Genomic DNA, 23822 nt, shown 5'->3' with positions numbered 1-23822 from the left:
ATTCATAATTAGGGTGGTATCGCGAGTTAACTCTCGTCCCTTTTATAGGGACGGGAGTTTTTTATATTTAAGGAGGAAAATACAATGAAACAACTAACAGGCGCACAAATTCGTCAAATGTTTTTAGACTTTTTCCAAGAAAAAGGACATGCAGTAGAACCTAGTGCATCACTAGTTCCACATGAAGATCCATCTCTTCTATGGATTAATAGTGGTGTAGCTACATTAAAAAAATATTTTGATGGACGTGTAATCCCACAAAATCCACGTATTACAAATGCTCAAAAATCAATTCGTACAAACGATATTGAAAACGTAGGGAAAACAGCTCGTCACCATACATTCTTTGAAATGTTAGGAAACTTCTCAATTGGTGATTACTTCAAAGAAGAAGCAATTACATGGGCTTGGGAATTCTTAACGAGCGACAAATGGATCGGATTCGATAAAGAATTACTATCAGTTACAATCCATCCAGAAGATGAAGAAGCATTCACAATTTGGAATGAGAAAATGGGCGTTCCAAAAGAGCGTATTATCCGCTTAGAAGAAAACTTCTGGGATATCGGTGAAGGGCCAAGTGGACCGAATACAGAGATTTTCTATGACCGCGGAGAAGCTTACGGTAATGACTTTAGTGACCCAGAATTATATCCAGGCGGAGAAAACGAGCGTTACTTAGAAGTATGGAACCTTGTATTCTCTCAATTTAACCATAATCCAGACGGTTCATATACACCACTTCCTAAGAAAAACATTGATACAGGGATGGGTCTAGAGCGTATGACATCTATCGTTCAAGATGTACCTACGAACTTTGATACAGACCTATTCATGCCGATGATTGGTGCAACAGAAACAATTTCTGGTGAAAAATATCGTAATGGCGATTTAGAAAAAGATATGGCATTCAAAGTAATTGCTGACCATATCCGTACAGTAACATTCGCTGTTGGTGACGGTGCTCTTCCATCTAACGAAGGCCGTGGTTATGTATTACGTCGTTTATTACGCCGCGCTGTTCGTTATTCGAAGAAATTAAACATCAACCGTCCATTTATGTTTGAATTAGTACCGGTTGTTGGAGAAGTAATGAAAGACTTCTATCCAGAAGTACTTGAAAAGAAAGATTTCATTGCGAAAGTTGTGAAGAACGAAGAAGAGCGTTTCCATGAAACACTTCATGATGGTGAAGCGATTTTAGCTGAAGTAATTGCAAAAGCAAAAGAAGAAAAAACAACTGTTATTTCTGGAGTAGATGCGTTCCGTCTATATGACACATACGGTTTCCCAATTGAATTAACAGAAGAATATGCAGAAGAAGCTGGCATGACAGTTGATCATGAAGGTTTTGAAAATGAAATGGAAAAACAACGTGAGCGTGCACGTGCTGCTCGTCAAGACGTTGATTCTATGCAAGTTCAAGGTGGTGTCCTTGGAGAAATTAAAGTAGCGAGCGAATTCGTTGGTTACGGTACAGTTGCAACAGAAAGTAACGTTGTTGCACTTGTGAAAAACGGCGAATACACAGACAGCTTACAAGCTGGTGAAGAAGGACAGTTAATTCTTGATGTAACACCATTCTATGCTGAGAGTGGTGGACAAATTGCAGACCGTGGTTACCTTCTTGCAGATGGTGTGAAAGTTCTTGTAAAAGACGTACAAAAAGCACCAAACGGCCAAAACTTGCATAAAGTTGTTGTTGAAGAAGGTACATTAACGAAAGATGCGGCTGTAAAAGCTATTATCGATACGAAAAACCGTAGTAGCGTTGTAAAAAATCATACAGCAACTCACTTACTACACCAAGCATTAAAAGACGTACTTGGAACACACGTTAACCAAGCAGGTTCTCTTGTAACTTCTGAACGTCTACGTTTTGACTTCTCTCACTTCGGTCAAGTACAAGCTGACGAATTAGAAAAAATTGAGCGTATGGTAAACGAAAAAATTTGGGAAAGTATTGATGTTGAGATTTCTCAAAAAGCAATCGAAGAAGCGAAAGAAATGGGCGCAATGGCATTATTCGGTGAAAAATACGGAGATGTTGTACGCGTTGTACAAGTTGGCGATTACAGCTTAGAGCTTTGTGGTGGTTGTCACGTTGATAATACAGCTTCTATCGGTATTTTCAAAATCGTTGCTGAGTCTGGTATTGGTGCAGGAACTCGTCGTATTGAAGCAGTAACTGGTAAGTCTGCATACGAATTAATGAACGATCAAGTAGGTTTATTAAAAGAAGCAGCAGGAAAAATGAAAACAAATCCGAAAGATATTTTAACAAGAGTTGATGGTCTATTTGCTGAAGTGAAACAACTGCAAAAAGAAAATGAATCTCTTGCTGCGAAATTAAGCAATATCGAAGCTGGAAACTTAACTGATTCTGTAATGACAGTTGATGGTGTGAATGTATTAGCAGCGAAAGTAAATGTTGCAGATATGAACAACTTACGTACGATGATGGATGATCTGAAAAATAAATTAGAGTCAGCAGTTGTTGTATTAGCGTCTGTTAATGACGATAAAGTAAACATCCTAGCAGGTGTAACGAAAGACTTAATTAGCCAAGGTTACCATGCTGGTAAACTTGTGAAAGAAGTAGCTTCTCGTTGCGGCGGTGGCGGTGGTGGCCGTCCTGATATGGCACAAGCAGGCGGTAAAAACCCAGCTCAAGTCGAAGAAGCTTTAGCATTTGTACAAGAGTACGTTAAATCTGTTTCAAAATAAAGAGATAGTAGTGTACAATGGTAGGGAGAGGAGAAGTTCTTCTCCCTATACTTACTATATAAGTGAGGTGCTTGAAATGGACGGTTTTGATAAAACAATGAAGTTTAGCATTCAAGATGAAAAACAGAGTGTCCATGTAAATGATGTACTTTTAACTGTGTATGATGCACTTCAAGAAAAAGGCTATAATCCGATTAACCAAATCGTCGGTTATTTATTAAGTGGAGACCCAGCATACATACCTCGCCATAAAGATGCACGTAGCATCATTCGCAAGCTTGAACGTGATGAGTTAATTGAAGAGCTTGTGAAGTCTTACTTGAAACATCATCGTGAGGAGTAGTTTATGCGGATATTAGGTTTAGATGTAGGTACAAAAACAGTCGGAGTTGCAATTAGCGACGAGATGGGCTGGACAGCACAAGGATTAGAAACAATTAAGATTAACGAAGAACGAGGTCACTTTGGTTTTGATCGTATTTCTGAGTTAGTAAAGCAGTACAATGTGGACAAAATAGTAGTAGGTTTACCTAAAAATATGAATGGTACAATTGGCCCACGTGGTGAAGCGTGCCAACAATTTGCAGAAAACCTACGAGAGCTGTTACAATTAGACGTTGTAATGTGGGACGAGCGTTTGTCAACAATGGCAGCGGAACGTCTACTCATTTCAGCTGATGTAAGTCGTAAGAAGCGAAAACAAGTAATCGATAAGATGGCTGCAGTCGTAATCTTACAAGGATTTTTAGATAGAAAATAAGAGGTGACCAAAATGGAAGAACGTCAAATTACAATTGTAGACGAAAAAGGTAACGAACATTTATGTGAAATTATTTTCACTTTTGATGCTGACAAATTTGGTAAAAAATCATACGTAATCTTCTCTCCAATCGGTGAAGTAGATGAAGATGGAGACCCAATTTATGATGCAATGGCTTATGAGCAAAATGAAGAAGAGGGCGGAGTTTTACTTCCAATCGAATCAGAAGAAGAGTGGGAAATGGTACAAGAAACGTTTAACACTATTGCTGATGAGCAAGAAGCTGAATAATAAGTACTGAAAAGATGGACGACATACAGTCCATCTTTTTTTGTATTTATATGTAAAATGAAAGATTTTTTGTCGAAACTGTGTAAGTCTTTGTAGTATAATGAGACGGATTGTAGAAAAATAAAGTATCAATTAAAAAAGATAAGTGAATTTGTTGCGTTTTTACATCGTGCTGTATAGAAAGGTGTACATACGGTCTACAATTAAGTAAGGAGGAAATGTTTTGATAGAGAATCAAGTGAAAAAGAAGCGTAGACGCATCTTTTTATTTTCGATTATTGCACTGCTTTTAGTTTGTGGTTCAGTCTATGCGTATATTTCATCCGCATTAGGACCAGTTGATAGCGGGAATAAAAAAGAGATTGAAGTAGAAATTCCGAAAGGATCATCTACAAGTAAAATTGGAGAAATTTTAGAAGAAAAAGGCGCTGTAAAAAACGGTACAGTTTTTAGTTTTTATACAAAGGCTAAATCGAAAAGTTTACAAGCAGGTACATATTTATTAAATCCTTCAATGAATGCTGAAGATGTGATCGAACAAATGTCATCTGGCAACGTGCATCGTCCAGCTCTTTATAAAGTGACGATTAAAGAAGGGGCGCAAGTAACTGAAATTGCAGAAACGATTGCGACAGAACTAAAGTGGAATAAAGATGATGTTACGCGTCAATTAAACGATAAAGCATTTATTCAAAAAATGCAGCAAAAGTATCCGAAGTTATTAACAGATAAAATCTTTGATAGTAATATTAAATACCCATTAGAAGGTTATTTATATCCTGCAACGTATTCGTTTTATAAGAAAGATACGACGTTAGAAGAAATTGTAATTCCAATGCTTGAGAAAACAAATGCAATCATTGTTCAAAATGAGGCGAAAATGAAAGCGAAGAATTGGGATGTTCATCAGCTTTTAACATTATCTTCACTTATTGAAGAAGAGGCAACTGGTTTTACAGATCGTCAAAAGATCTCTAGTGTCTTTTATAATCGTTTAACAAAAGGTATGCCACTTCAAACGGATCCAACGGTATTATATGCACTTGGAAAGCATAAACAACGTGTATTATACGAAGATTTAAAGGTCAACTCACCGTATAATACGTATGTTGTAAAAGGATTGCCGGTAGGGCCGATCGCAAACTCTGGTAAACATTCAGTGGAAGCTGCGTTAGAACCTGCGCAAACAGATTATTATTATTTCTTAGCTGCACCAAGTGGTGAAGTGTATTATGCGAAAACATTAGAAGAGCATAATGCATTAAAGCAAAAATACATTACGAAAAAACAGTGAAATGGGGAGGGATAGCGAAAAAAGTCGCACATCCCTCTTTTTTGTGGTAAAATATATCGGGTTAAAAACTGGCAGAAGAATCGTTTTTAATATCAAAACGGGACGTACAAGCTAAGGGTAAAGCTGGCTTGTATTTTTATTGCATTCTATGTGTGAAAAGACGTCATAGAGGCACTTCTCCATGTAAATAAGGAGGACCATTTATGGAGGATGCAGTTAACGAGTACCTATTATCATTTATTGATCCGAAAGATAAATTAATTCTTGAAATGGAAGAATATGCAACAGAAAATCATGTGCCGATTATGGATCGACTTGGAATGGAATTTATGCTGCAATTTTTACGTTTAATTGGACCGAAAAGCATTTTAGAACTTGGAACAGCAATCGGTTATTCTAGTATTCGTATGATGCAAGCTATTCCAAATTCACGTATTGTGACAGTTGAGCGCAATCGTGAGAGATATGAAAAAGCACTTGAATATATAGAACGTTCCCCAGTAACAGATCGTATTTCAGTTATTTACGGTGATGCGTTAGAGACAGGTGAACAAGTAAAAGAACACGGGACATTTGATGTTATTTTTATTGATGCAGCAAAAGGACAGTATCGTCGCTTTTTTGACTTATATGAACCGTTATTAAATCCTGGTGGAGTAATTATTTCAGATAATGTTATGTACCACGGTCTTGTAACGACAAAAGAGAAAATTGAAAACAGACGTACACGTGGTTTAATCCGTCGTATTAAGACGTACAATGAGTGGCTTATGAATCATGAAGGATATGATACAACGATTTTCCCAATTGGTGATGGAGTAGCTGTTAGTAAAAAGAGAGGGTGACCAAGGTATGAAGAAACCTGAATTGTTAGTAACGCCAAGAGCGGTGGCGGATATCGAACCTCTTGCGAAAGCAGGAGCAGATGCGGTAATGATCGGTGAGCAAAAGTTTGGTTTACGTTTAGCAGGGGAGTTTTCACGTGAAGATGTAAAACAAACTGTGAAGATTGCACATGAAAATGGTGTGAAAGTATACGTAGCCATGAACGCTATGTTCCACAACGATAAAGTAGAAGAATTAACAGATTACGTTTCATTTTTAAACGAAGTAAATGTAGATGCAATTGTTTTCGGAGATCCAGCGGTATTAATGGCTGTTCGCGAAGTAGCACCAAATATGCAGTTGCACTGGAATACAGAAACGACAGCAACAAACTGGTTCACTTGTAACTACTGGGGACAAAGAGGAGCGAAGCGCGCTGTATTAGCTCGTGAGCTGAGCTTAGATGAAATTGTTGATTTAAAAGAAAATGCTGAAGTGGAACTAGAAGTACAAATTCACGGTATGACTTGTATGTTCCAATCGAAGCGTTCATTAGTAGGAAACTACTTTGAGTATCAAGGACGTAATCTTGACATTGAAAAGAAAAAATATGAAGAGAATATGTTCTTATATGACCCAGAGCGTAACAATAAATATCCAATTTATGAAGATGAAAATGGTACTCACATTATGAGTCCGAACGATATTTGTTTTATCGATGAATTAGAGGAACTAATCGAAGCTGAAGTTGATAGCTTAAAAATCGACGGTGTACTAAAAAGCTCTGAATACATTATTGAAGTAACGAAGAAATATCGTCAAGCGATTGATTTATGCGTAGAAGATCGTGATGCATATTATGACGTGAAAGATGATCTATATAAAGAAATAGAAGAAATGCAACCAGTAAATCGTCCATTAGATACAGGATTCTTCTTTAAAGAAACGGTTTACTAAACGAGGAGGGTGTAGGAAATGACTGTACAAGAAATTTCACGAGTAATCGATGGCAAACGTGTTATTGTGAAGAAACCTGAACTGTTAATCCCTGCGGGTAACTTAGAAAAATTAAAAGTAGCTATCCATTACGGGGCAGATGCTGTATATTTAGGTGGACAAGAATTTGGTCTTCGTTCGAATGCAGGTAACTTTACGCTAGAAGAAATGGCAGAAGGCGTTGAGTTTGCAAAGAAGTATGGAGCAAAAATATACGTAACAACAAATATCTTTGCACATAATGAAAATATGGACGGGCTAGAGGAATATTTAAAAGGGATTGAAAAAGCTGGCGTAACGGGAATTATCGTTGCTGATCCGCTTATCATTGAGACTTGTAAACGCGTAGCGCCTTCTGTTGAGGTGCATTTAAGCACACAGCAATCACTATCCAACTGGAAAGCAGCACAGTATTGGAAAGAAGAAGGTTTACATCGTCTTGTATTAGCTCGTGAAGCAAGCTATGAAGAAATGAAAGAAATTAAAGAAAAAGTGGATATTGAAATTGAAGCATTCGTACATGGTGCAATGTGTATCGCATATTCAGGAAGATGCACATTAAGTAACCATATGACAGCGCGTGATTCTAATCGTGGTGGTTGTTGCCAATCTTGCCGCTGGGATTATGATTTAGTTCAAACAGTATCACAACATAAAGATGCAAAAGAGCTTCCTCTATTCCAAGAAGGAGATGCTCACTTTGCGATGAGTCCAAAAGATTTAAATTTAATTTTATCAATTCCGAAAATGATTGAAATCGGAATCGATAGCTTAAAGGTAGAAGGACGTATGAAATCAATCCATTACGTAGCGACTGTAGCAACTGTATATCGTAAAGTAATTGATGCTTATTGTGCGGATCCAGATAACTTTGAGTTTAAACAAGAATGGTTAGATGAGCTTGATAAATGTGCAAATCGTGATACAGCTCCTGCATTCTTTGAAGGGGTTCCAGGACATCAAGAGCAAATGTTTGGAAATCATAGTAAGAAAACAACGTATGATTTTGCTGGTTTAGTGTTAGATTATAATGAAGAAACGGGCATCGTAACGATTGAGCAACGTAATCATTTCAAACCAGGACATGAAGTGGAGTTCTTTGGACCAGAAATAGAAAACTTTACGCAAACGGTGGAGAAAATTTGGGATGAGGATGGAAACGAATTAGATGCAGCGAGACATCCGTTGCAAATCGTGAAATTCAAAGTGGATCAACGAGTGTATGTGAATAATATGATGCGCAAAAGCATACTTCAATAAGAAAGAGTGATAGTCGAATGGGGACGAATAAGCCTGTTGTAATTGGAATTGCTGGTGGTTCGGGATCAGGTAAAACGAGTGTAACGAAAGCGATTTTTGACCATTTTAAAGGTCATTCTATTTTAATCTTAGAGCAAGATTATTATTACAAAGATCAAAGCCATTTACCAATGGAAGAGCGTTTAAAAACAAATTATGATCATCCGCTTGCGTTTGATAATGATCTGTTAATTGAACATTTGCAGCAGTTGCTTGCATATGAGCAAATTGATAAGCCTGTATATGACTATACATTGCATACGCGTTCAGAAGAAATTATTCCAGTTGAGCCGAAAGATGTAATTATTTTAGAAGGAATTCTTATTTTAGAAGACCCACGTCTTTGCGAGTTAATGGACATTAAATTATTCGTTGATACGGATGCTGACCTTCGTATTCTGCGTCGCATGCAGCGTGATATTAAAGAGCGCGGTCGTACGATGGATTCAGTTATTGATCAGTACGTAAATGTTGTACGTCCAATGCACAATCAATTTATTGAGCCTTCTAAGAAATTTGCGGATATTATTATCCCTGAAGGTGGACAAAACCACGTTGCAATTGATATTATGGTGACAAAAATTGCAACAATTCTTGAACAAAAAGTAAATTTGTAATAGCATAGTAAAAGATATACGGTAGGAAGGGATTTTTTCCCTTCCTATCGAATACAATGAAACATGCAACCTCATCTATATATAGGTGAGGGCATATTTATATCAACTTTCCATACATATCTTCTTTATATAAGGAAGAATTGGAAATACGGGGTTGTATGTGACAACTCCCCTAGTGCAAGGGTACTAGAAACCTCCGCTAACAATGGAAGCGGAGGAGTTTTCATATGGAACTCCTCTTTTTTTCGGGGGATTGGTATATAAAAGGAGTGGAAAATATGTCAACAGAAAAAACATACCCTATGACGCAAGAGGGTAAGCAAAAACTAGAGAACGAACTTGAGCAATTAAAAACAGTAAGACGTAAAGAAGTAGTAGAACGTATTAAAATCGCACGTAGCTTCGGGGACCTTTCTGAGAACTCTGAGTACGATGCAGCGAAAGATGAGCAAGCGTTCGTAGAAGGACGTATTACACAATTAGAAAATATGATTCGTAACGCAGTTATCATTAAAGATAATGGCGAAGTATCTACTGTTGTTACATTAGGTAAAACAGTAACATTTAAAGAATTACCAAATGGAGATGAAGAAGCGTACACAATCGTAGGTAGCGCGGAAGCTGACCCATTTGAAGGAAGAATTTCTAACGATTCTCCAATCGCAAAAAGCTTATTAGGTAAGCAAATTGGTGAGAAAGTAACAATCCAAACACCAGGCGGAGAAATGCAAGTAGAGATTGTCTCTGTAAAATAAAAAAAAAGATTCTCCTATCGGGAGAATCTTTTTTTTTTATCCCGCTATTTTCCAGGCAGTAAGACCACTATCTCAAACTTCAGCGGAAGTAAAGAAGTTAGGTGGGCGTCGGACTGCTCGTAAACGCCCGCTTGGTGAGGGCTAATTAAAGTTTCACTTTATCTGTAGAATAGAAAAAATTGTGTAAACCTGGGAGTGATTCGACAAAAAATGTCAAAAAAACATTTTAAACTTTGATATCATAATTGGAGAATATAGGTTTCAAAAGGGAAAAGGGGCTAATTATGAAACATAAAATCTTTACAGGATTGGTTTGTAGTATCTCTATATTAGGACTTGCTGCCTGCGGAACGAAAGAGGAAACTACATCATCAAAGGGAGAAAAAGTGAAGCAAGAAGAAAAACAGGATATTAAAGCAACTGAGAGTTCAAAAGCCTTAGCAAATCCACAAGATAAAAAGAAATTCAATGATTTTGATGTAGCGTATCAATTAGCTATTGTGATGAAAATATTTCAAGATGTAACGATTAAGTACGATTATGCGATTGGGAATCCAGATTATTTATTGCGAGATTCGATGGATCAAAAAACAATAGATGATATGAAGAATATGTTACAAGAACAGGCGAAAAATAATGATAAAATTTTAAAAGATGAAGTGAATCAAGCATATACATATTTAAAACAATCGAAAGTAAGTAATAAAGATGACGTTCAAAAAATAATAGATGCACAAAATAATTATTTACATATTGTAGATAAGATGATTACTTGTATTGATTCTGTAACAGTTGAGAATGCAAAAGAAAAAAGAAATGAAATGGATAATTTCAGTAAGGACTATTTAAAAGTAGCGGCTAATGTAACAACTACTGTAATTGAAGTTGCTAAAAACACTGGAGTGAATGAAACTGAATTTAAATCGCTTCTTACGAAATTTTTAGAGAAGCCAAAAAAACAATAATAGCTTTATATAATATCTATTTTTGTCTTGGAGCTAGTATAAATAAAATAGTACCTCGTCTAAACTACAATAGACGAGGTGTTTTTTATGAAAATAAAACGGAGAATTACAATTGTTTTAATTTGTTTTATGAGCGTTATGTTTTTATTGCTTTGTCGTTTAATCCAAATTCAAATTATAGATACAGAATCATTTACTGATCGCAAAATAAATTTAATTGAAAAAAGTGTTACGCAACGCACACAATCCATTACAGTAGACGATGGACGTGGGCAGTTTATAGATCGTAATGGTAAAGAAATAGGTGAGGAAAAATATCCTGTTTTAATTATTTTTCCATTTTTACAAATAAAAAATGACATGTTAGAGAAAATCGCGCATATCATTGGTGTGTCGAGACAAGAGATTAGAAGACAAATGAAAAATAACAAAAATGCATTTACCCTACAAGGAGAAACTGCTCCATTTCGAGTGACACGAGAGCAGATGGAGAAGGTAAATGAATTACATGTATTAGGTATTGTAGCAGCTGAAGTGCGATTAAAACAAACTGGAGAGATAAGTCATTTAATTGGTGATGTAGGGGAGAACGAAAGGGAATTTCAAAAGCGATATGGAGAATTGAAAAAAATTTCAAAACAAACGCCGATAGGTATTTCAGGATTACAGCAATCATTTGATGAATTTCTATTGACTGATGGAGAGGCAAAAGTATTATATCAAGTAGATCGGCAAGGAGAACCAATTTTCGGAAAGCAAGCGAAATACACTTCACCAGGAAATCCATTTTATCCAGTTAGGATTCAAACTACTTTACATAAAGAGTTGCAGCAAAAAGCAGAAGAAGTGATTGAAGCAAACGAAATAAAGAAGGGGGGATTAGTATTACTTGATGTAAAGACAAATGAAATATTAGCGATGGTTAGTAAGCCGTCTTTACAAGTAAGGGATGAGAATTTATATAAAACTACACTTGAAAATCAAATGTTAACGCCACATTTTCCAGGCTCTGTTTTTAAAACAGTAGTTGCAGCTGCAGTCATTGATCAAAAAGTAAATTTGTTTAATCGGACATTTAACTGTAATAAAGATTTATATGGTGAAAACGACCCGCAAGTTAGGATGGGTACGCTTAACTTTAAAGAGAGCTTTGCTAGGAGCTGTAACAGGACATTTTCCGAGTTAGGTAACGAGCTATTACAAAAGGATAGGACGGTGTTAGAAACATACGTAGCAGCTCTAGGAGCAAATGAAAAGGTTGGATGGAAAGGTTCTGTATTTCATACACCTCATTTTGAGCAAATGCCAGAAGAGAAAGGCACTACTATTTGGGGGAATGAAGAAAATAAAAGTAATAAAAAAGCGGTAGAACAAACAGCGATTGGACAGAAAGATGTACGTATATCACCTCTAGCAATTGCAAATATGATGGCGACGATTGCGAGGAATGGAGAAAAGATGGAAGTGAAAGCTGTTGAAAAAATAGTATATAAAAATGGAGCGGATTTTTTTACATTTGAGAGCCATACGTTAAATGGAAAACAGCTTTCGTATGAAACAGTGAAAACATTACAAGAGTTATTAAGAGGCGTTGTAACAAGGGAGAAAGGAACAGGAACAGCATTCCGTTCGTTGCCACTAAGTGTTGCTGGAAAATCCGGGACAGCGCAAACAGGGAAAGGGACGAGGGTGAATCGCTGGTTTGCAGGTTATTTTCCGTATGAGAATCCAAGATATGCTTTAGTTGTTGTTGATCTAGAGACTGATAGCAAAGTGAATAAAGTTACACCTACTTTTAAAGATATGGTGGGAGCAATCTATCAATTGGAGAATGAAAAGTAATCTTGCAATTTATAGTGAAATGTCTTCATTTCATGAAAATATCATTGTAAATGTTCAACCTTTCTAGATTTAATGTTACAATAGCAATTAGGAAAAACTGCATGGAGGTTTGGAGAATGGCAGGAGGATCAAGATTCCAACAGAAACAACAAAAACGTCGTCAAAACGGTGTTTTAAATATTGCAATCGCTATTGTATTACTATTAGTAGCTATTGTAGCATATCAATTGTTCGTTCCTAGTATGAAAGAGCAAGCATCTTCTACTGATAAGAAAGTCTCTCAACAAACAACAAAGAATGAGAAAGCTGGAAAATCAGAAGATAAAGAATCTGCTAAGAAAAAAGAAAAAGAACAAGAGCAAGCAGAAGCTAAGAAAAAAGCTGAAGAAGAGAAGCTAAAGGCTGAAGAAGAACAGAAAAAAGCTGAAGAAGAAGCGAAAGCTAACGAGAAAGTATCAGCTGAAAAAACTGTATCTAAGGCAAAAGAGGCTTACACAAAACCTTCTTGGAAAGCTGTAGGAACAGAACAAGGTTCATCACCGGCGATGACGTTTAAACAAGGGTCATCAGATTGGAATGAGATGCAAAGTGCAATTGCTGCAGGTGTTGAGATACCGAAAGAGCAATTAGTATTCCATTTTGTTGGAAGAGACAAAACTGGAAAGAGCAAAGCTTATGGTGATGTTCAAGATAAGCAAAGTGGGAAAAGATATTACGTAAATATTGATTGGGTAGACAATGAGGGCTGGAAACCAGTACTTGTTCAAACTCTAAACTAAAAAAGAGAAGCTCCTTAGGAGCTTCTCTTTTTTGTTAACGCAATTTCTTTAATTTAAAATGAACAACCGCGCTATAATACGGTCTTTTGCTTTCAGGATCCATAACCATTTGATGAGAGATGTGATGAACTTCAAGCATAAGTGCTTTATTATTATCAATTTGTTCACTAATTTTTCGTTCTAAAGAAGCTAAGTCTCCCGCTTCAAAAAACTCTACTTTATCTTCTAACATTTCAAAGGTAAATGACATGAAGACGGCCCCTCTCCTATGTAATCAACTATAGTGTAACAAAGAAAAGAAGGAAATACCATGTACATTTCAATTGACATTTTTAGAAAGAGGGAATATCATACTGATAAAACCGATAAGAAAAAGGGGAATTTTTATGGGTACAGAATTTAATGGTTTATTTGATGAGTGGGCTCATACGTACGACTCATTTGTACAAGGCGAAGATATACAATATAAAGAAGTTTTCGCTCATTATGAGGACATTCTAGAGGATGTAGTTAACAAGTCATTTGGTAATGTATTAGAATTTGGTGTCGGTACAGGTAATTTAACAAATAAATTATTACTTGCTGGCCGCACAGTTTACGGTATAGAACCGTCGCGTGAAATGCGCATGATTGCAAAAGAGAAATTGCCAAAAGAATTTTCAATTACAGAGGGTGATTTTCTTTCGTTTGAAGTTCCAAATTCAATTGATACCATTGTAAGCACCTATGCATTTCATCATTTAACAGATGATGAAAAAAATGTAGCGATTGCGAAGTATAGTCAATTGCTAAACAAAGGTGGTAAAATAGTGTTTGCTGATACGATATTTGCAGATCAAGATGCATATGATAAAACTGTTGAAACAGCAAAAGAAAGAGGTTTCCACCAGTTAGCAAACGATTTGCAAACGGAATACTATACACGTATTCCAGTTATGCAGACTATTTTTGAAAACAATGGCTTCCATGTAACTTTCACGAGATTAAATCATTTCGTTTGGGTAATGGAGGCAACTAAGCAATAGAAAGAGGGATTAGATTGAGAATTGCTGTAATTGGAGCAATGGAAGAAGAAGTACGTATTTTACGTGACAAATTAGAACAAGCAGAAACAGAAACGGTTGCTGGTTGTGAATTTACGAAAGGGCTATTAGCAGGGCATGAAGTAATCTTGTTAAAGTCTGGTATTGGTAAAGTAAACGCAGCGATGTCAACGACAATTTTATTAGAAAAATATAAGCCTGAAAAAGTAATTAATACTGGTTCAGCTGGTGGATTCCATCATTCTCTAAACGTTGGTGATGTAGTTATTTCCACTGAAGTTCGTCACCATGACGTAGATGTAACAGCATTTAACTATGAATATGGTCAAGTACCAGGAATGCCGCCTGGATTTAAAGCTGATGAGGCGTTAGTTGCATTAGCTGAGAAATGTATGCAGGCTGAAGAAAATATTCAAGTTGTAAAAGGTATGATTGCAACAGGTGATTCATTTATGAGTGATCCGAACCGCGTTGCAGCCATCCGTGATAAATTTGAAAATCTTTATGCGGTAGAAATGGAAGCAGCAGCTGTTGCACAAGTATGCCACCAATATGAAATTCCGTTTGTTATCATTCGCGCACTTTCTGATATTGCTGGTAAAGAATCAAATGTTTCATTTGATCAGTTTTTAGATCAAGCAGCTCTTCATTCTACAAACTTTATCGTAAAAGTGTTAGAAGAGTTAAAGTAATGTAACAAAAAGGCAACTGTCTCATATAAAGAAAATACATACAGTTGCCTTTTCTTTATTGGCAAACAAGGGGGAGAACACGATGAATGTATATCGTGGAGTTCATGAGTTAATTGGTCATACACCAATTGTAGAAATTACTCGTTTTTCACTTCCAACAGGGGTCCGTTTATTTGCAAAGCTTGAATTTTATAATCCAGGCGGAAGCGTTAAGGATCGTTTAGGAAGAGAATTAATCGAAGATGCGCTAGAAAAAGGGCTTGTTACCCAGGGTGGAACAATTATTGAACCGACTGCTGGGAATACTGGTATTGGACTGGCACTTGCAGCATTAGAACATGATTTACGTGTTATTGTTTGTGTACCAGAGAAATTTAGTATTGAAAAACAAGAATTAATGAAAGCACTAGGTGCAACTGTCGTGCATACACCGACTGAGCAAGGAATGACCGGTGCAATTGCCAAAGCAAAAGAGTTAGTAAATGAAATACCGAATTCATACTCTCCAAGTCAGTTCGCAAATGAGGCAAATCCTCGTGCATATTTTAAAACATTAGGACCTGAACTGTGGGACGCATTGAATGGAGAGATTAACATATTTGTTGCTGGAGCAGGAACTGGCGGTACATTTATGGGGACTGCATCTTATTTGAAAGAAAAAAATATAGATATTAAAACAGTTATCGTAGAGCCAGAAGGATCTATTTTAAATGGTGGTAAGGCTGGTTCACATGAGACCGAAGGAATTGGACTGGAATTTATCCCGCCATTTTTGAAGACATCTTATTTTGATGAAATTCATACGATTTCTGATCGAAATGCATTTTTACGAGTGAAAGAATTAGCGCAAAAAGAAGGACTTCTCGTTGGGAGCTCTTCAGGAGCAGCATTTCATGCGAGCTTACTTGAGGCAGAGAAGGCAGCACCAGGTACAAATATTGTAACCATTTTTCCTGATAGCAGTGAGCGCTATTTAAGTAAAGACATATACAAAGGATGGGAATAAAAAATGAGAGCAAAGACAAAGTTAATTCATGGTATTCGCATAGGAGAACCTTCAACTGGATCTGTAAACGTACCGATTTATCAAACAAGTACGTACAAACAAGAAGCAGTTGGTAAGCATCAAGGATATGAATATTCACGTACAGGTAACCCAACACGTGCAGCTTTAGAAGAAATGATTGCTGTATTAGAAAATGGGCATGCTGGATTTGCATTTGGTTCAGGAATGGCTGCTATTACAGCGACAATTATGTTGTTCTCAAAAGGTGACCACGTTATTTTAACAGATGATGTTTATGGCGGAACATACCGCGTTATTACAAAAGTATTAAACCGTTTCGGTATTGAGCATACATTTGTAGATACAACAAACTTAGAGGAAGTTAAAGAAGCGATTCGTCCAAATACGAAAGCAATTTATGTGGAAACACCAACGAACCCACTACTAAAAATTACTGATATTAAGAAAATATCTACTCTTGCTAAAGAGAAAGACTTATTAACAATTATTGATAACACATTCATGACGCCATATTGGCAGTCGCCGATTTCTTTAGGAGCAGATATTGTGCTTCATAGTGCAACGAAATATTTAGGAGGTCATAGTGACGTAGTTGCAGGTCTAGTAGTTGTAAATAGCCCACAACTAGCAGAAGATCTTCACTTTGTACAAAACTCAACAGGAGGTATTCTTGGGCCGCAAGATAGCTTCTTACTACTTCGTGGTTTAAAAACATTAGGAATTCGTATGGAAGAACATGAAACGAATTCACGCGCTATTGCTGAGTTCTTAAATAATCATCCAAAAGTAAATAAAGTATATTACCCAGGTCTTGAATCACATCAAAACCACGAATTAGCAACAGAACAAGCAAATGGATTTGGTGCTATTATCTCATTTGATGTAGATAGTGAAGAGACATTAAATAAAGTACTTGAGAAATTGCAGTACTTTACACTTGCTGAAAGTTTAGGAGCAGTAGAAAGTTTAATTTCTATTCCATCTCAAATGACACATGCATCAATCCCAGCTGATCGCCGCAAAGAATTAGGAATTACAGATACATTAATTCGTATTTCTGTCGGTATTGAAGATGGTGAAGATTTAATTGAAGATTTAGCACAAGCGCTAGCATAATAAAAAAACGCACTGCTAATATAGAGCAGTGCGTTTTTTTATTACATCATTTTGTGAAATATTTCACAAAATAGACATACACAAACGAAATGATTTCATGTATATTGAATTCAGGAAATGTTACTCACGAACAAACTTGTGAAACATTTCACAAACAATGAAATTCATGTAGGAAAGCATCTCTATTTTTTTATGTTAATTGGGACTTATTTTGACCTATAGGGACATATAAGGACCGTGATAGTAGAATAGGAGGAAATTTACATGGTAGTCAAAGAGAAAGTTGTAAATGAAATGCAGGAAGTAAAAAAGATGATTGATACGCTAGTAAATAATGGTCAACAAGCTTTACAAGCATTAGAAAGTTTTACACAAGAGGAAATTGACAACATTGTTCATGAAATGGCATTAGCAGGTGTTGATCAACATATGCCGCTAGCAAAATTGGCAGTTGAAGAAACCGGCCGTGGTGTATATGAAGACAAATGCATTAAAAATATTTTTGCCACTGAATATATTTGGCATAGTATAAAGCAAGATAAAACGGTAGGAATTATTCACGAAGATTCTCATGAAGAAATAATAGAAATCGCGGAACCTGTCGGTGTAGTAGCTGGGGTAACGCCAGTAACGAATCCAACGTCGACAACAATGTTTAAAGCGTTAATTGCGATAAAAACAAGAAATCCAATTATTTTCGCATTTCATCCTTCCGCACAAAAATGTTCTGTGGCAGCGGCGAAAACAGTATATGATGCAGCGATGAAAGCTGGTGCACCAAAACACTGTATTCAATGGATTGAAAGACCGTCTGTTGAAGCGACGAAACAATTAATGAACCATGATGGTGTAGCACTCGTTCTAGCAACTGGAGGCGCTGGTATGGTGAAATCAGCTTACTCTACTGGAAAACCAGCGTTAGGTGTTGGGCCTGGTAATGTACCGTGTTATATAGAAAAATCAGCACATGTAAAACGAGCTGTTAATGATTTAATTTTATCGAAAACATTTGATAACGGTATGATTTGTGCATCGGAACAAGCAATCATTGTCGATAAAGAAATCTATGATGATGTTAAAACAGAAATGATTGAAAACAATTGTTACTTTGTAACAGAAGAAGAAAGAAAAAAATTAGAAAAGCTTGTTATAAATGAAAATACATGTGCAGTAAATAGTGATATTGTAGGGAAATCAGCACAGTATATTGCCGATTTAGTTGGGATTACTGTTCCTGAACATACAAAAATGCTTGTAGCTGAAATTCAAGGTATCGGAGCAGCATATCCGTTATCTCGTGAGAAACTGAGTCCAGTATTAGCTTGTGTGAAGGCGAATTCATTAGAAGAAGGATTTACATATTGCGAAGAAATGTTGAACCTAGGTGGTTTAGGACATTCAGCAGTTATCCATTCTACAAATAAAGATGTGCAAAAGCAATTTGGGTTACGTATGAAAGCTTGCCGTCTCATTGTAAACGCACCTTCATCACAAGGTGGAATAGGGGATATATATAATGGATTTATTCCATCACTTACACTTGGTTGTGGTTCATACGGAAAGAATTCAGTTTCCCAAAATGTAACAGCCACTCATTTATTAAATATAAAAAGGCTGGCAAATAGAAAAAAGAATATGCAGTGGTTCAAATTGCCACCAAAAATTTATTTTGAAAAACATGCTACAGCTTATTTAGCAAATATGCCTAACATTTCACGTGCATTTATTGTAACGGACCCTGGAATGGTTGAACATGGCTATGTCGATACAGTCGCGCACTATTTAAACAAGCATGCAAATGATGTGAAAGTTGAAGTTTTCTTTGAGGTCGAACCAGATCCATCAGATGAAACTGTTTTTAAAGGTGCGGAAATGATGAGAAGCTTTAAGCCAGATGTAATTATCGCACTTGGTGGTGGTTCAGCTATGGATGCAGCAAAAGGAATGTGGTTATTCTATGAGCATCCAGAAACGACATTCTATGGCATTAAACAGAAGTTTTTAGATATAAGAAAACGTACATGTAAATATCCGGAATTAGGAAATAAGGCGCAGTTTGTTGCGATTCCAACGACATCAGGAACGGGATCAGAAGTGACACCATTTGCGGTTATTACAGATAAGAAAAATAATATAAAGTATCCGCTTGCAGATTATGAATTAACACCAGATGTAGCAATTGTTGATCCGCAATTTGTAATGACAGTTCCACCACATGTAACAGCAGATACTGGTATGGATGTTTTAACACATGCAATTGAGGCGTATGTGTCTGTTATGGCAAATGACTATACAGATGGATTAGCATTAAAAGCTATTGATCTCGTATTCAAATATTTACCGAGAGCATATAAAGATGGAAATGATGAAGAAGCAAGAGAAAAAATGCATAACGCTTCTGCAATTGCAGGTATGGCATTTGCAAATGCTTTCCTCGGTATTAATCACAGCTTAGCACATAAAATTGGACCAGAATTCCATATTCCGCACGGACGCGCAAATGCCATTCTAATGCCGCATGTAGTCCGCTATAATGCTATTAAGCCAAGAAAACACGCATTGTTCTCAAAATATGAGCACTTTGTGGCAGATGAAAGATATGCACATATAGCGAGAATGCTCGGGCTTCCAGCAAGCTCGGCAGCAGAAGGGGTGGAATCACTCGTCAAAGCAATTATTGAGCTTGGAAAAAGCTTAAATATTAATATGAGTATTGCAGGACAAGGAGTAGATAAAGAGCAATTTGAAGAGGTTGTTGGAGTATTAGCAGAAAGAGCTTTTGAAGATCAATGTACAACTGCTAATCCAAAGTTGCCGCTTATTTCAGAACTGAAAGAAATTTATATGGAAGCATATAAAGGTGAATAATGATTAAAAAAGAGCCGCAGTAAAGCGGCTCTTTTTTATTGGAAAACATCTCCCAGAATGCCTGTATTTACTGGTCTTTCAGTTTCATAGAATATGATACAGTGAAATGGAGGAGTGAGAATATAATGAAAGAATTAAAAGGAAAAATAGAAGACTATACTCGGTTCGGACAAATTCTTCTCGCTGTAAGTACATTGTTAATGGTTGGCTTGTTGATTCCGAATGGAGCAAAAGAGACAATCCAATTTTTTGTTATGATGGGGAGCATCGTTATATTTTTAAGTTTATCGTTCTTTTTCTTTCAGCGTGTGAAAGTGATGCGTGACCAGCTAGAGGAAAATGAATGTGAATAATATTGTTAACTAGAGCGCGGCGAAAAGAAAAAATCTTTTTGTCACGCTTTTTGTTTTTTGTAGAAAAATGTATGCGTTTCGTGTTGACAATGATAATCCTTATCAATTAAAGTAGAATAGTAGTTAATGATTATCATTATCAATTAGAGGTGAAGGAATGAAAAAATCTATTACGCTATTTACAGCGATTTTATCTATTTTTTTCTTGTTAATAGGTTGCAGTGCCAAAGGGGACGAAAAAGCGTCTGCAACCAAAACAGAAAAAGGAAAAGAGAAAATCGAAATTACCGACCTATCAGGAAGAAAGGTGACATTCGATAAAGTGCCAGAAAGTTTTGCAACATTAAGTATGGGGGACATGGATATTATTCATGCTTTAGGTGGAAAAATAGTAGGTCGCCCGGATACGAAATTAACTCTTCCAGAGGAGTTAAAGAAAGCACAAGTAATTGGGAATGCACATCAACCGAATTTTGAGCAAATTGCTAGTTTAAAGCCCGATGTACTTGTTGCTAACAATGGATTCCAAAAGAATGTGCCAACGGTTGAAGGACAAGGAACGCAAGTTATCATTTCTTCTGCGAATTCTGTACAAGATATTCAAAAGAATATTGAATTATATGGAACGGTAATGAAGAAAGAAGATAAAGCAAAAGAAATTAATCAAAAAATGAATGATCAAATGAAGAAATATGAGAAAAAGAGCGATGTGAAAGCATTGCTAGTGTATGGCGCACCAGGTACTTATTTAGCGGCATTACCAACATCTTTATCAGGTGATATTTTAGAAAAAACAGGCGGAAAAAATATTGCTTCTGATTTTCCAGAAACGAAAGAATATCCGCAATATGCACAGCTAAGTGTAGAACGTATTATTGAGGCGAATCCAGATGTGATTTATTTAATTACACACGGAGATCCAAAAAGTGTGAAAAAAGCATTCGAAGGCGAAATGATGAAAAATGAAGCGTGGAAAAATTTAGAGGCAGTAAAACAAAACCGCGTAGTTATTTTGCCACCTGATTTATTTGGATCTAATCCTGGTACAAAAGTTACAGAAGCAATGGACTTTATGTATAAAAGTATACAAGATGTAAGGAAATGATACGTATGGAAAGTAGTGAAGTAGTAAGAGAAAAGGAACATCCTTTTGCGAAAAAAAGATGGATAATAGCAGTTACTTTAGTTATATTAACAATCCTAGGTCTCTTGTACGGTCTTTTCGCAGGAAGTTTATCCTTTTCTATACGAGATATTTTAACAGGTATACAAGAGGAAGGTTCGACAGTTCATCGAATTGTATGGGATCTTCGCATACCGAGAGTGCTTATTGGGTTTATAGTAGGAACATGTTTAGCTGCATCTGGTACACTGCTACAAGGGGTTATGAGAAACCCTCTTGCAGATCCTGGTATTATCGGAGTTTCATCTGGAGCAGGCTTTGTAGCAATTGTCATCATGATTTTATTCCCACAGCATCTAGCTTTTTTACCACTAGGGGCGTTTTTAGGAGCTTTCATAACAGCGATGGTTATTTATGCTTTATCATGGCAAAAAGGGGCACCACCTTCAAGGATCGTCTTAGTAGGGGTGTCGATCAATGCATTAATTGGTGCAGCAACGTCAGCATTAATGTTATTACATAGTGACAAAGTACAATCGGTGTTACCGTGGTTAGCGGGCGGTATTGGTGGTGTAAGTTGGGCACATTTAAACATGATTATTTATTATGCAATATTCGCCATTATATTAGCTTTCTTTGGTATTAAGCATATTCGAGTGTTAATGCTTGGAGATGAAATGGCAAAGTTATTAGGACATAATGTGGAAAAAAGTCGGTTTTATTTAATCGTAGTAAGTACATTATTAGCTGGAATTGCAGTAAGTGTGTCTGGTCTTATTGGATTTGTCGGTCTTGTCGTACCACATATGCTACGTTTATTAGTTGGAAATGATTATAGATATTTGCTACCTTTATCATGCCTTGGCGGCGGGGTATTACTTGTTTTTGCGGATGCAATAGCTCGAAGTTGGTTTGACCCAATCGAATTGCCTGTTGGTATTTTACTGTCCTTCTTAGGTGGTCCGTTCTTCTTATATTTAATTCATAGAGGAGGAAAACAAAGTGATTTCCGTTAACAAAGTGTTTTACGCACACTCTGAAAGATTTCAAATGCAAAATATGAATGTACATATTAAGGTTGGAGAAATCGTTAGTTTAATTGGTCCGAATGGATCGGGAAAATCTACTTTGCTTCGTTTAATAGCAAGGCTACTGAAACAAAGCGAAGGGGACATCATTTTAGATGGGAAAAATATTCATATGATGAAGAGTGCTGATGTAGCGAAGCAATTAGCAATGTTACCACAAATGCATGATCATCAATTAGACTTAACAGTGAAAGAACTAATTGAGTTCGGAAGAGGTCCACATAAATCATGGAGTAGCCGCTTAAATAAAGAAGATGAAGAAATTGTTGATTGGGCATTGTCTGTTACAAATCTTGAAGGGTATGAATATCGTCTTTTACATTCTTTATCAGGAGGGGAACGGCAACGTGCTTGGATTGCGATGACGCTAGCGCAACGTACAAATGTCTTATTATTGGATGAACCAACAACCTTTTTAGATATCGTTCACCAGTTGGAAGTAATGGAACTTGTGAAACGATTAAATGAGGAGTTTGGAATGACAATTATAATGGTTTTACATGACATTAACCAAGCTGCTCAATATAGTGATCGTTTACTTGTATTAAAGCGAGGAAAGATTCAGTATGATGGTATACCAGAAGAAGTACTATGCCATGAAATGTTTCAACATGTATTTGGCATAGATGTAGATATTTTTCAGGGAAGTGACAAGCCTTTTTTTACACCGAAACGAATTTCTAAAAGGGGAGAAGAGCGATGCAAACAGAAGAGCGTATTACCACTGAATTAGTAAGAGAATTTGTTATGGCAGCTCACGGGGATTTAGAGAAAGTACAAGAGCTATTGGTTGAATCACCAAGCTTACTTCACGCTTCTTATAATTGGGGTGGATCAGATTGGGAAAGTGCGTTAGGCGCATCGGCACATGTAGGTCGTAAAGATATTGCTCTTTATTTACTAGAAAAGGGTGCTCGGATGGATATTTTTGCAGCAGCTATGCTTGGTGAATTAGAAGTTGTACAAGCTATTTTAGTAGCTCAACCAGAAGCATTGCGTGCATCTGGCCCTCATGGTATTTCTCTTCTTCAACATGCACGAATGGGTGGAGAGAAATCTAAGCGTGTATATGATTATCTAGCAATACTATCTTAATGAACGAAGGAAGTTCTTATGAGCGGTAAACTTTTCACTTGAAACAATTGGAAAGTTTACCGCCCGTTAGAACGGGATAAGTATCTAGTATATTTGAAAATCCTACACCCCCCTCAATTGTAGTTTTCTTTATGCTAGTTATGATATGGATGCAGTGGACAATATTTGTCTACTGCTTTTTTTAGTTATTTGGAATGAATATTGTGTATTTTATCGTTGGTTCATTTATCCCGCTATTTTCCAGGCAGTAAGACTCTTGCCTAAAAA

Annotated in this window: 24 protein-coding genes and 1 other annotated feature (1 of these 25 cut by a window edge); of the genes, 23 read left to right on the top strand and 1 reads right to left on the bottom strand. The window is 36.6% G+C overall.

What is annotated here, in order from left to right:
* Window positions 1-44 (top strand) — a binding site (T-box leader); it begins 176 nt to the left of the window's first position.
* A 40-nt stretch (window positions 45-84) separates the two neighbouring features.
* The 13 genes from alaS (at window position 85) to ACTFN4_RS04325 (ending at window position 13150) form a co-directional block, all read left to right on the top strand.
* Window positions 85-2727, top strand: a complete 2643-nt coding sequence (gene alaS, locus ACTFN4_RS04385; RefSeq protein WP_000811825.1) for an alanine--tRNA ligase — start codon at window positions 85-87, stop codon at window positions 2725-2727.
* A 76-nt stretch (window positions 2728-2803) separates the two neighbouring features.
* Window positions 2804-3070, top strand: coding sequence for an IreB family regulatory phosphoprotein (locus ACTFN4_RS04380; RefSeq protein WP_000348590.1), 267 nt, complete (start codon window positions 2804-2806; stop codon window positions 3068-3070).
* A gap of 3 nt (window positions 3071-3073) precedes the next feature.
* On the top strand, window positions 3074-3487 hold the full coding sequence (gene ruvX, locus ACTFN4_RS04375; RefSeq protein WP_001221192.1) for a Holliday junction resolvase RuvX: 414 nt from the start codon (window positions 3074-3076) through the stop codon (window positions 3485-3487).
* A 12-nt stretch (window positions 3488-3499) separates the two neighbouring features.
* The gene (locus tag ACTFN4_RS04370) at window positions 3500-3778 is read left to right on the top strand and encodes a DUF1292 domain-containing protein (RefSeq protein WP_000392730.1); all 279 of its coding nucleotides are present in this window, start codon (window positions 3500-3502) and stop codon (window positions 3776-3778) included.
* 223 nt (window positions 3779-4001) lie between these two features.
* The gene (mltG, locus tag ACTFN4_RS04365) at window positions 4002-5072 is read left to right on the top strand and encodes an endolytic transglycosylase MltG (RefSeq protein ID WP_000572139.1); all 1071 of its coding nucleotides are present in this window, start codon (window positions 4002-4004) and stop codon (window positions 5070-5072) included.
* A gap of 203 nt (window positions 5073-5275) precedes the next feature.
* The gene (locus ACTFN4_RS04360; RefSeq protein WP_000389102.1) at window positions 5276-5917 is read left to right on the top strand and encodes an O-methyltransferase; all 642 of its coding nucleotides are present in this window, start codon (window positions 5276-5278) and stop codon (window positions 5915-5917) included.
* Between the two features lie 7 nt (window positions 5918-5924).
* Window positions 5925-6854, top strand: coding sequence for a peptidase U32 family protein (locus tag ACTFN4_RS04355; RefSeq protein WP_000742801.1), 930 nt, complete (start codon window positions 5925-5927; stop codon window positions 6852-6854).
* Window positions 6855-6872: 18 nt separating this feature from the next.
* The gene (locus ACTFN4_RS04350) at window positions 6873-8153 is read left to right on the top strand and encodes a peptidase U32 family protein (protein ID WP_000217974.1); all 1281 of its coding nucleotides are present in this window, start codon (window positions 6873-6875) and stop codon (window positions 8151-8153) included.
* 17 nt (window positions 8154-8170) lie between these two features.
* Window positions 8171-8809, top strand: a complete 639-nt coding sequence (gene udk, locus ACTFN4_RS04345) for a uridine kinase (protein ID WP_000537078.1) — start codon at window positions 8171-8173, stop codon at window positions 8807-8809.
* 278 nt (window positions 8810-9087) lie between these two features.
* Complete coding sequence (greA, locus tag ACTFN4_RS04340; RefSeq protein ID WP_014894880.1) at window positions 9088-9564, top strand: transcription elongation factor GreA; 477 nt, start codon at window positions 9088-9090, stop codon at window positions 9562-9564.
* A gap of 284 nt (window positions 9565-9848) precedes the next feature.
* A complete protein-coding gene (locus ACTFN4_RS04335) occupies window positions 9849-10529 on the top strand; it encodes a hypothetical protein (RefSeq protein ID WP_439962095.1) in 681 nt (226 codons plus the stop codon).
* 87 nt (window positions 10530-10616) lie between these two features.
* A complete protein-coding gene (locus ACTFN4_RS04330) occupies window positions 10617-12371 on the top strand; it encodes a peptidoglycan D,D-transpeptidase FtsI family protein (RefSeq protein ID WP_000695148.1) in 1755 nt (584 codons plus the stop codon).
* Window positions 12372-12487: 116 nt separating this feature from the next.
* Window positions 12488-13150, top strand: a complete 663-nt coding sequence (locus ACTFN4_RS04325; protein WP_439962094.1) for a YrrS family protein — start codon at window positions 12488-12490, stop codon at window positions 13148-13150.
* A 34-nt stretch (window positions 13151-13184) separates the two neighbouring features.
* Here the strand turns inward: ACTFN4_RS04325 and ACTFN4_RS04320 are convergent, their stop codons facing one another.
* Window positions 13185-13400, bottom strand: coding sequence for a YrzA family protein (locus ACTFN4_RS04320; protein ID WP_000010984.1), 216 nt, complete (start codon window positions 13398-13400; stop codon window positions 13185-13187).
* Window positions 13401-13536: 136 nt separating this feature from the next.
* Here ACTFN4_RS04320 and ACTFN4_RS04315 point away from each other — a divergent pair, with 136 nt between their 5' ends.
* The 10 genes from ACTFN4_RS04315 (at window position 13537) to ACTFN4_RS04270 (ending at window position 23555) form a co-directional block, all read left to right on the top strand.
* On the top strand, window positions 13537-14175 hold the full coding sequence (locus ACTFN4_RS04315) for a class I SAM-dependent DNA methyltransferase (protein WP_000536320.1): 639 nt from the start codon (window positions 13537-13539) through the stop codon (window positions 14173-14175).
* A 14-nt stretch (window positions 14176-14189) separates the two neighbouring features.
* Window positions 14190-14885, top strand: a complete 696-nt coding sequence (mtnN, locus tag ACTFN4_RS04310; RefSeq protein WP_001217024.1) for a 5'-methylthioadenosine/S-adenosylhomocysteine nucleosidase — start codon at window positions 14190-14192, stop codon at window positions 14883-14885.
* Window positions 14886-14967: 82 nt separating this feature from the next.
* On the top strand, window positions 14968-15891 hold the full coding sequence (locus ACTFN4_RS04305; protein WP_001103883.1) for an O-acetylserine dependent cystathionine beta-synthase: 924 nt from the start codon (window positions 14968-14970) through the stop codon (window positions 15889-15891).
* A gap of 3 nt (window positions 15892-15894) precedes the next feature.
* Window positions 15895-17028, top strand: coding sequence for a bifunctional cystathionine gamma-lyase/homocysteine desulfhydrase (locus ACTFN4_RS04300; protein ID WP_001201917.1), 1134 nt, complete (start codon window positions 15895-15897; stop codon window positions 17026-17028).
* Window positions 17029-17292: 264 nt separating this feature from the next.
* Window positions 17293-19896: a bifunctional acetaldehyde-CoA/alcohol dehydrogenase gene (gene adhE / locus ACTFN4_RS04295; RefSeq protein WP_000260510.1), complete on the top strand. Its 2604-nt coding sequence runs from the start codon at window positions 17293-17295 to the stop codon at window positions 19894-19896.
* A 125-nt stretch (window positions 19897-20021) separates the two neighbouring features.
* A complete protein-coding gene (locus ACTFN4_RS04290; RefSeq protein WP_000661263.1) occupies window positions 20022-20249 on the top strand; it encodes a YrhC family protein in 228 nt (75 codons plus the stop codon).
* A gap of 157 nt (window positions 20250-20406) precedes the next feature.
* Window positions 20407-21354, top strand: coding sequence for an ABC transporter substrate-binding protein (locus tag ACTFN4_RS04285; protein WP_000748457.1), 948 nt, complete (start codon window positions 20407-20409; stop codon window positions 21352-21354).
* A gap of 5 nt (window positions 21355-21359) precedes the next feature.
* A complete protein-coding gene (locus ACTFN4_RS04280) occupies window positions 21360-22388 on the top strand; it encodes a FecCD family ABC transporter permease (protein WP_002026345.1) in 1029 nt (342 codons plus the stop codon).
* Entirely contained in the window at window positions 22375-23193 is an 819-nt protein-coding gene (locus ACTFN4_RS04275) for an ABC transporter ATP-binding protein (protein WP_000626552.1), read from the top strand. The genes ACTFN4_RS04280 and ACTFN4_RS04275 overlap by 14 nt, the downstream gene beginning before the upstream one ends.
* Window positions 23160-23555 carry an ankyrin repeat domain-containing protein gene (locus ACTFN4_RS04270; protein ID WP_001192766.1) on the top strand — a complete coding sequence of 132 codons (396 nt, stop codon included), beginning with the start codon at window positions 23160-23162 and terminating at the stop codon, window positions 23553-23555. Before ACTFN4_RS04275 ends, ACTFN4_RS04270 begins: the two co-directional genes overlap by 34 nt.
* The last annotated feature ends 267 nt before the right edge of the window (window positions 23556-23822 follow it).

Source organism: Bacillus cereus group sp. MYBK95-2 (genome assembly GCF_051915225.1).
Taxonomy (GTDB): Bacteria; Bacillota; Bacilli; order Bacillales; family Bacillaceae_G; genus Bacillus_A; species Bacillus_A cereus.
This window is presented reverse-complemented; position numbering and strand designations above follow the sequence as displayed.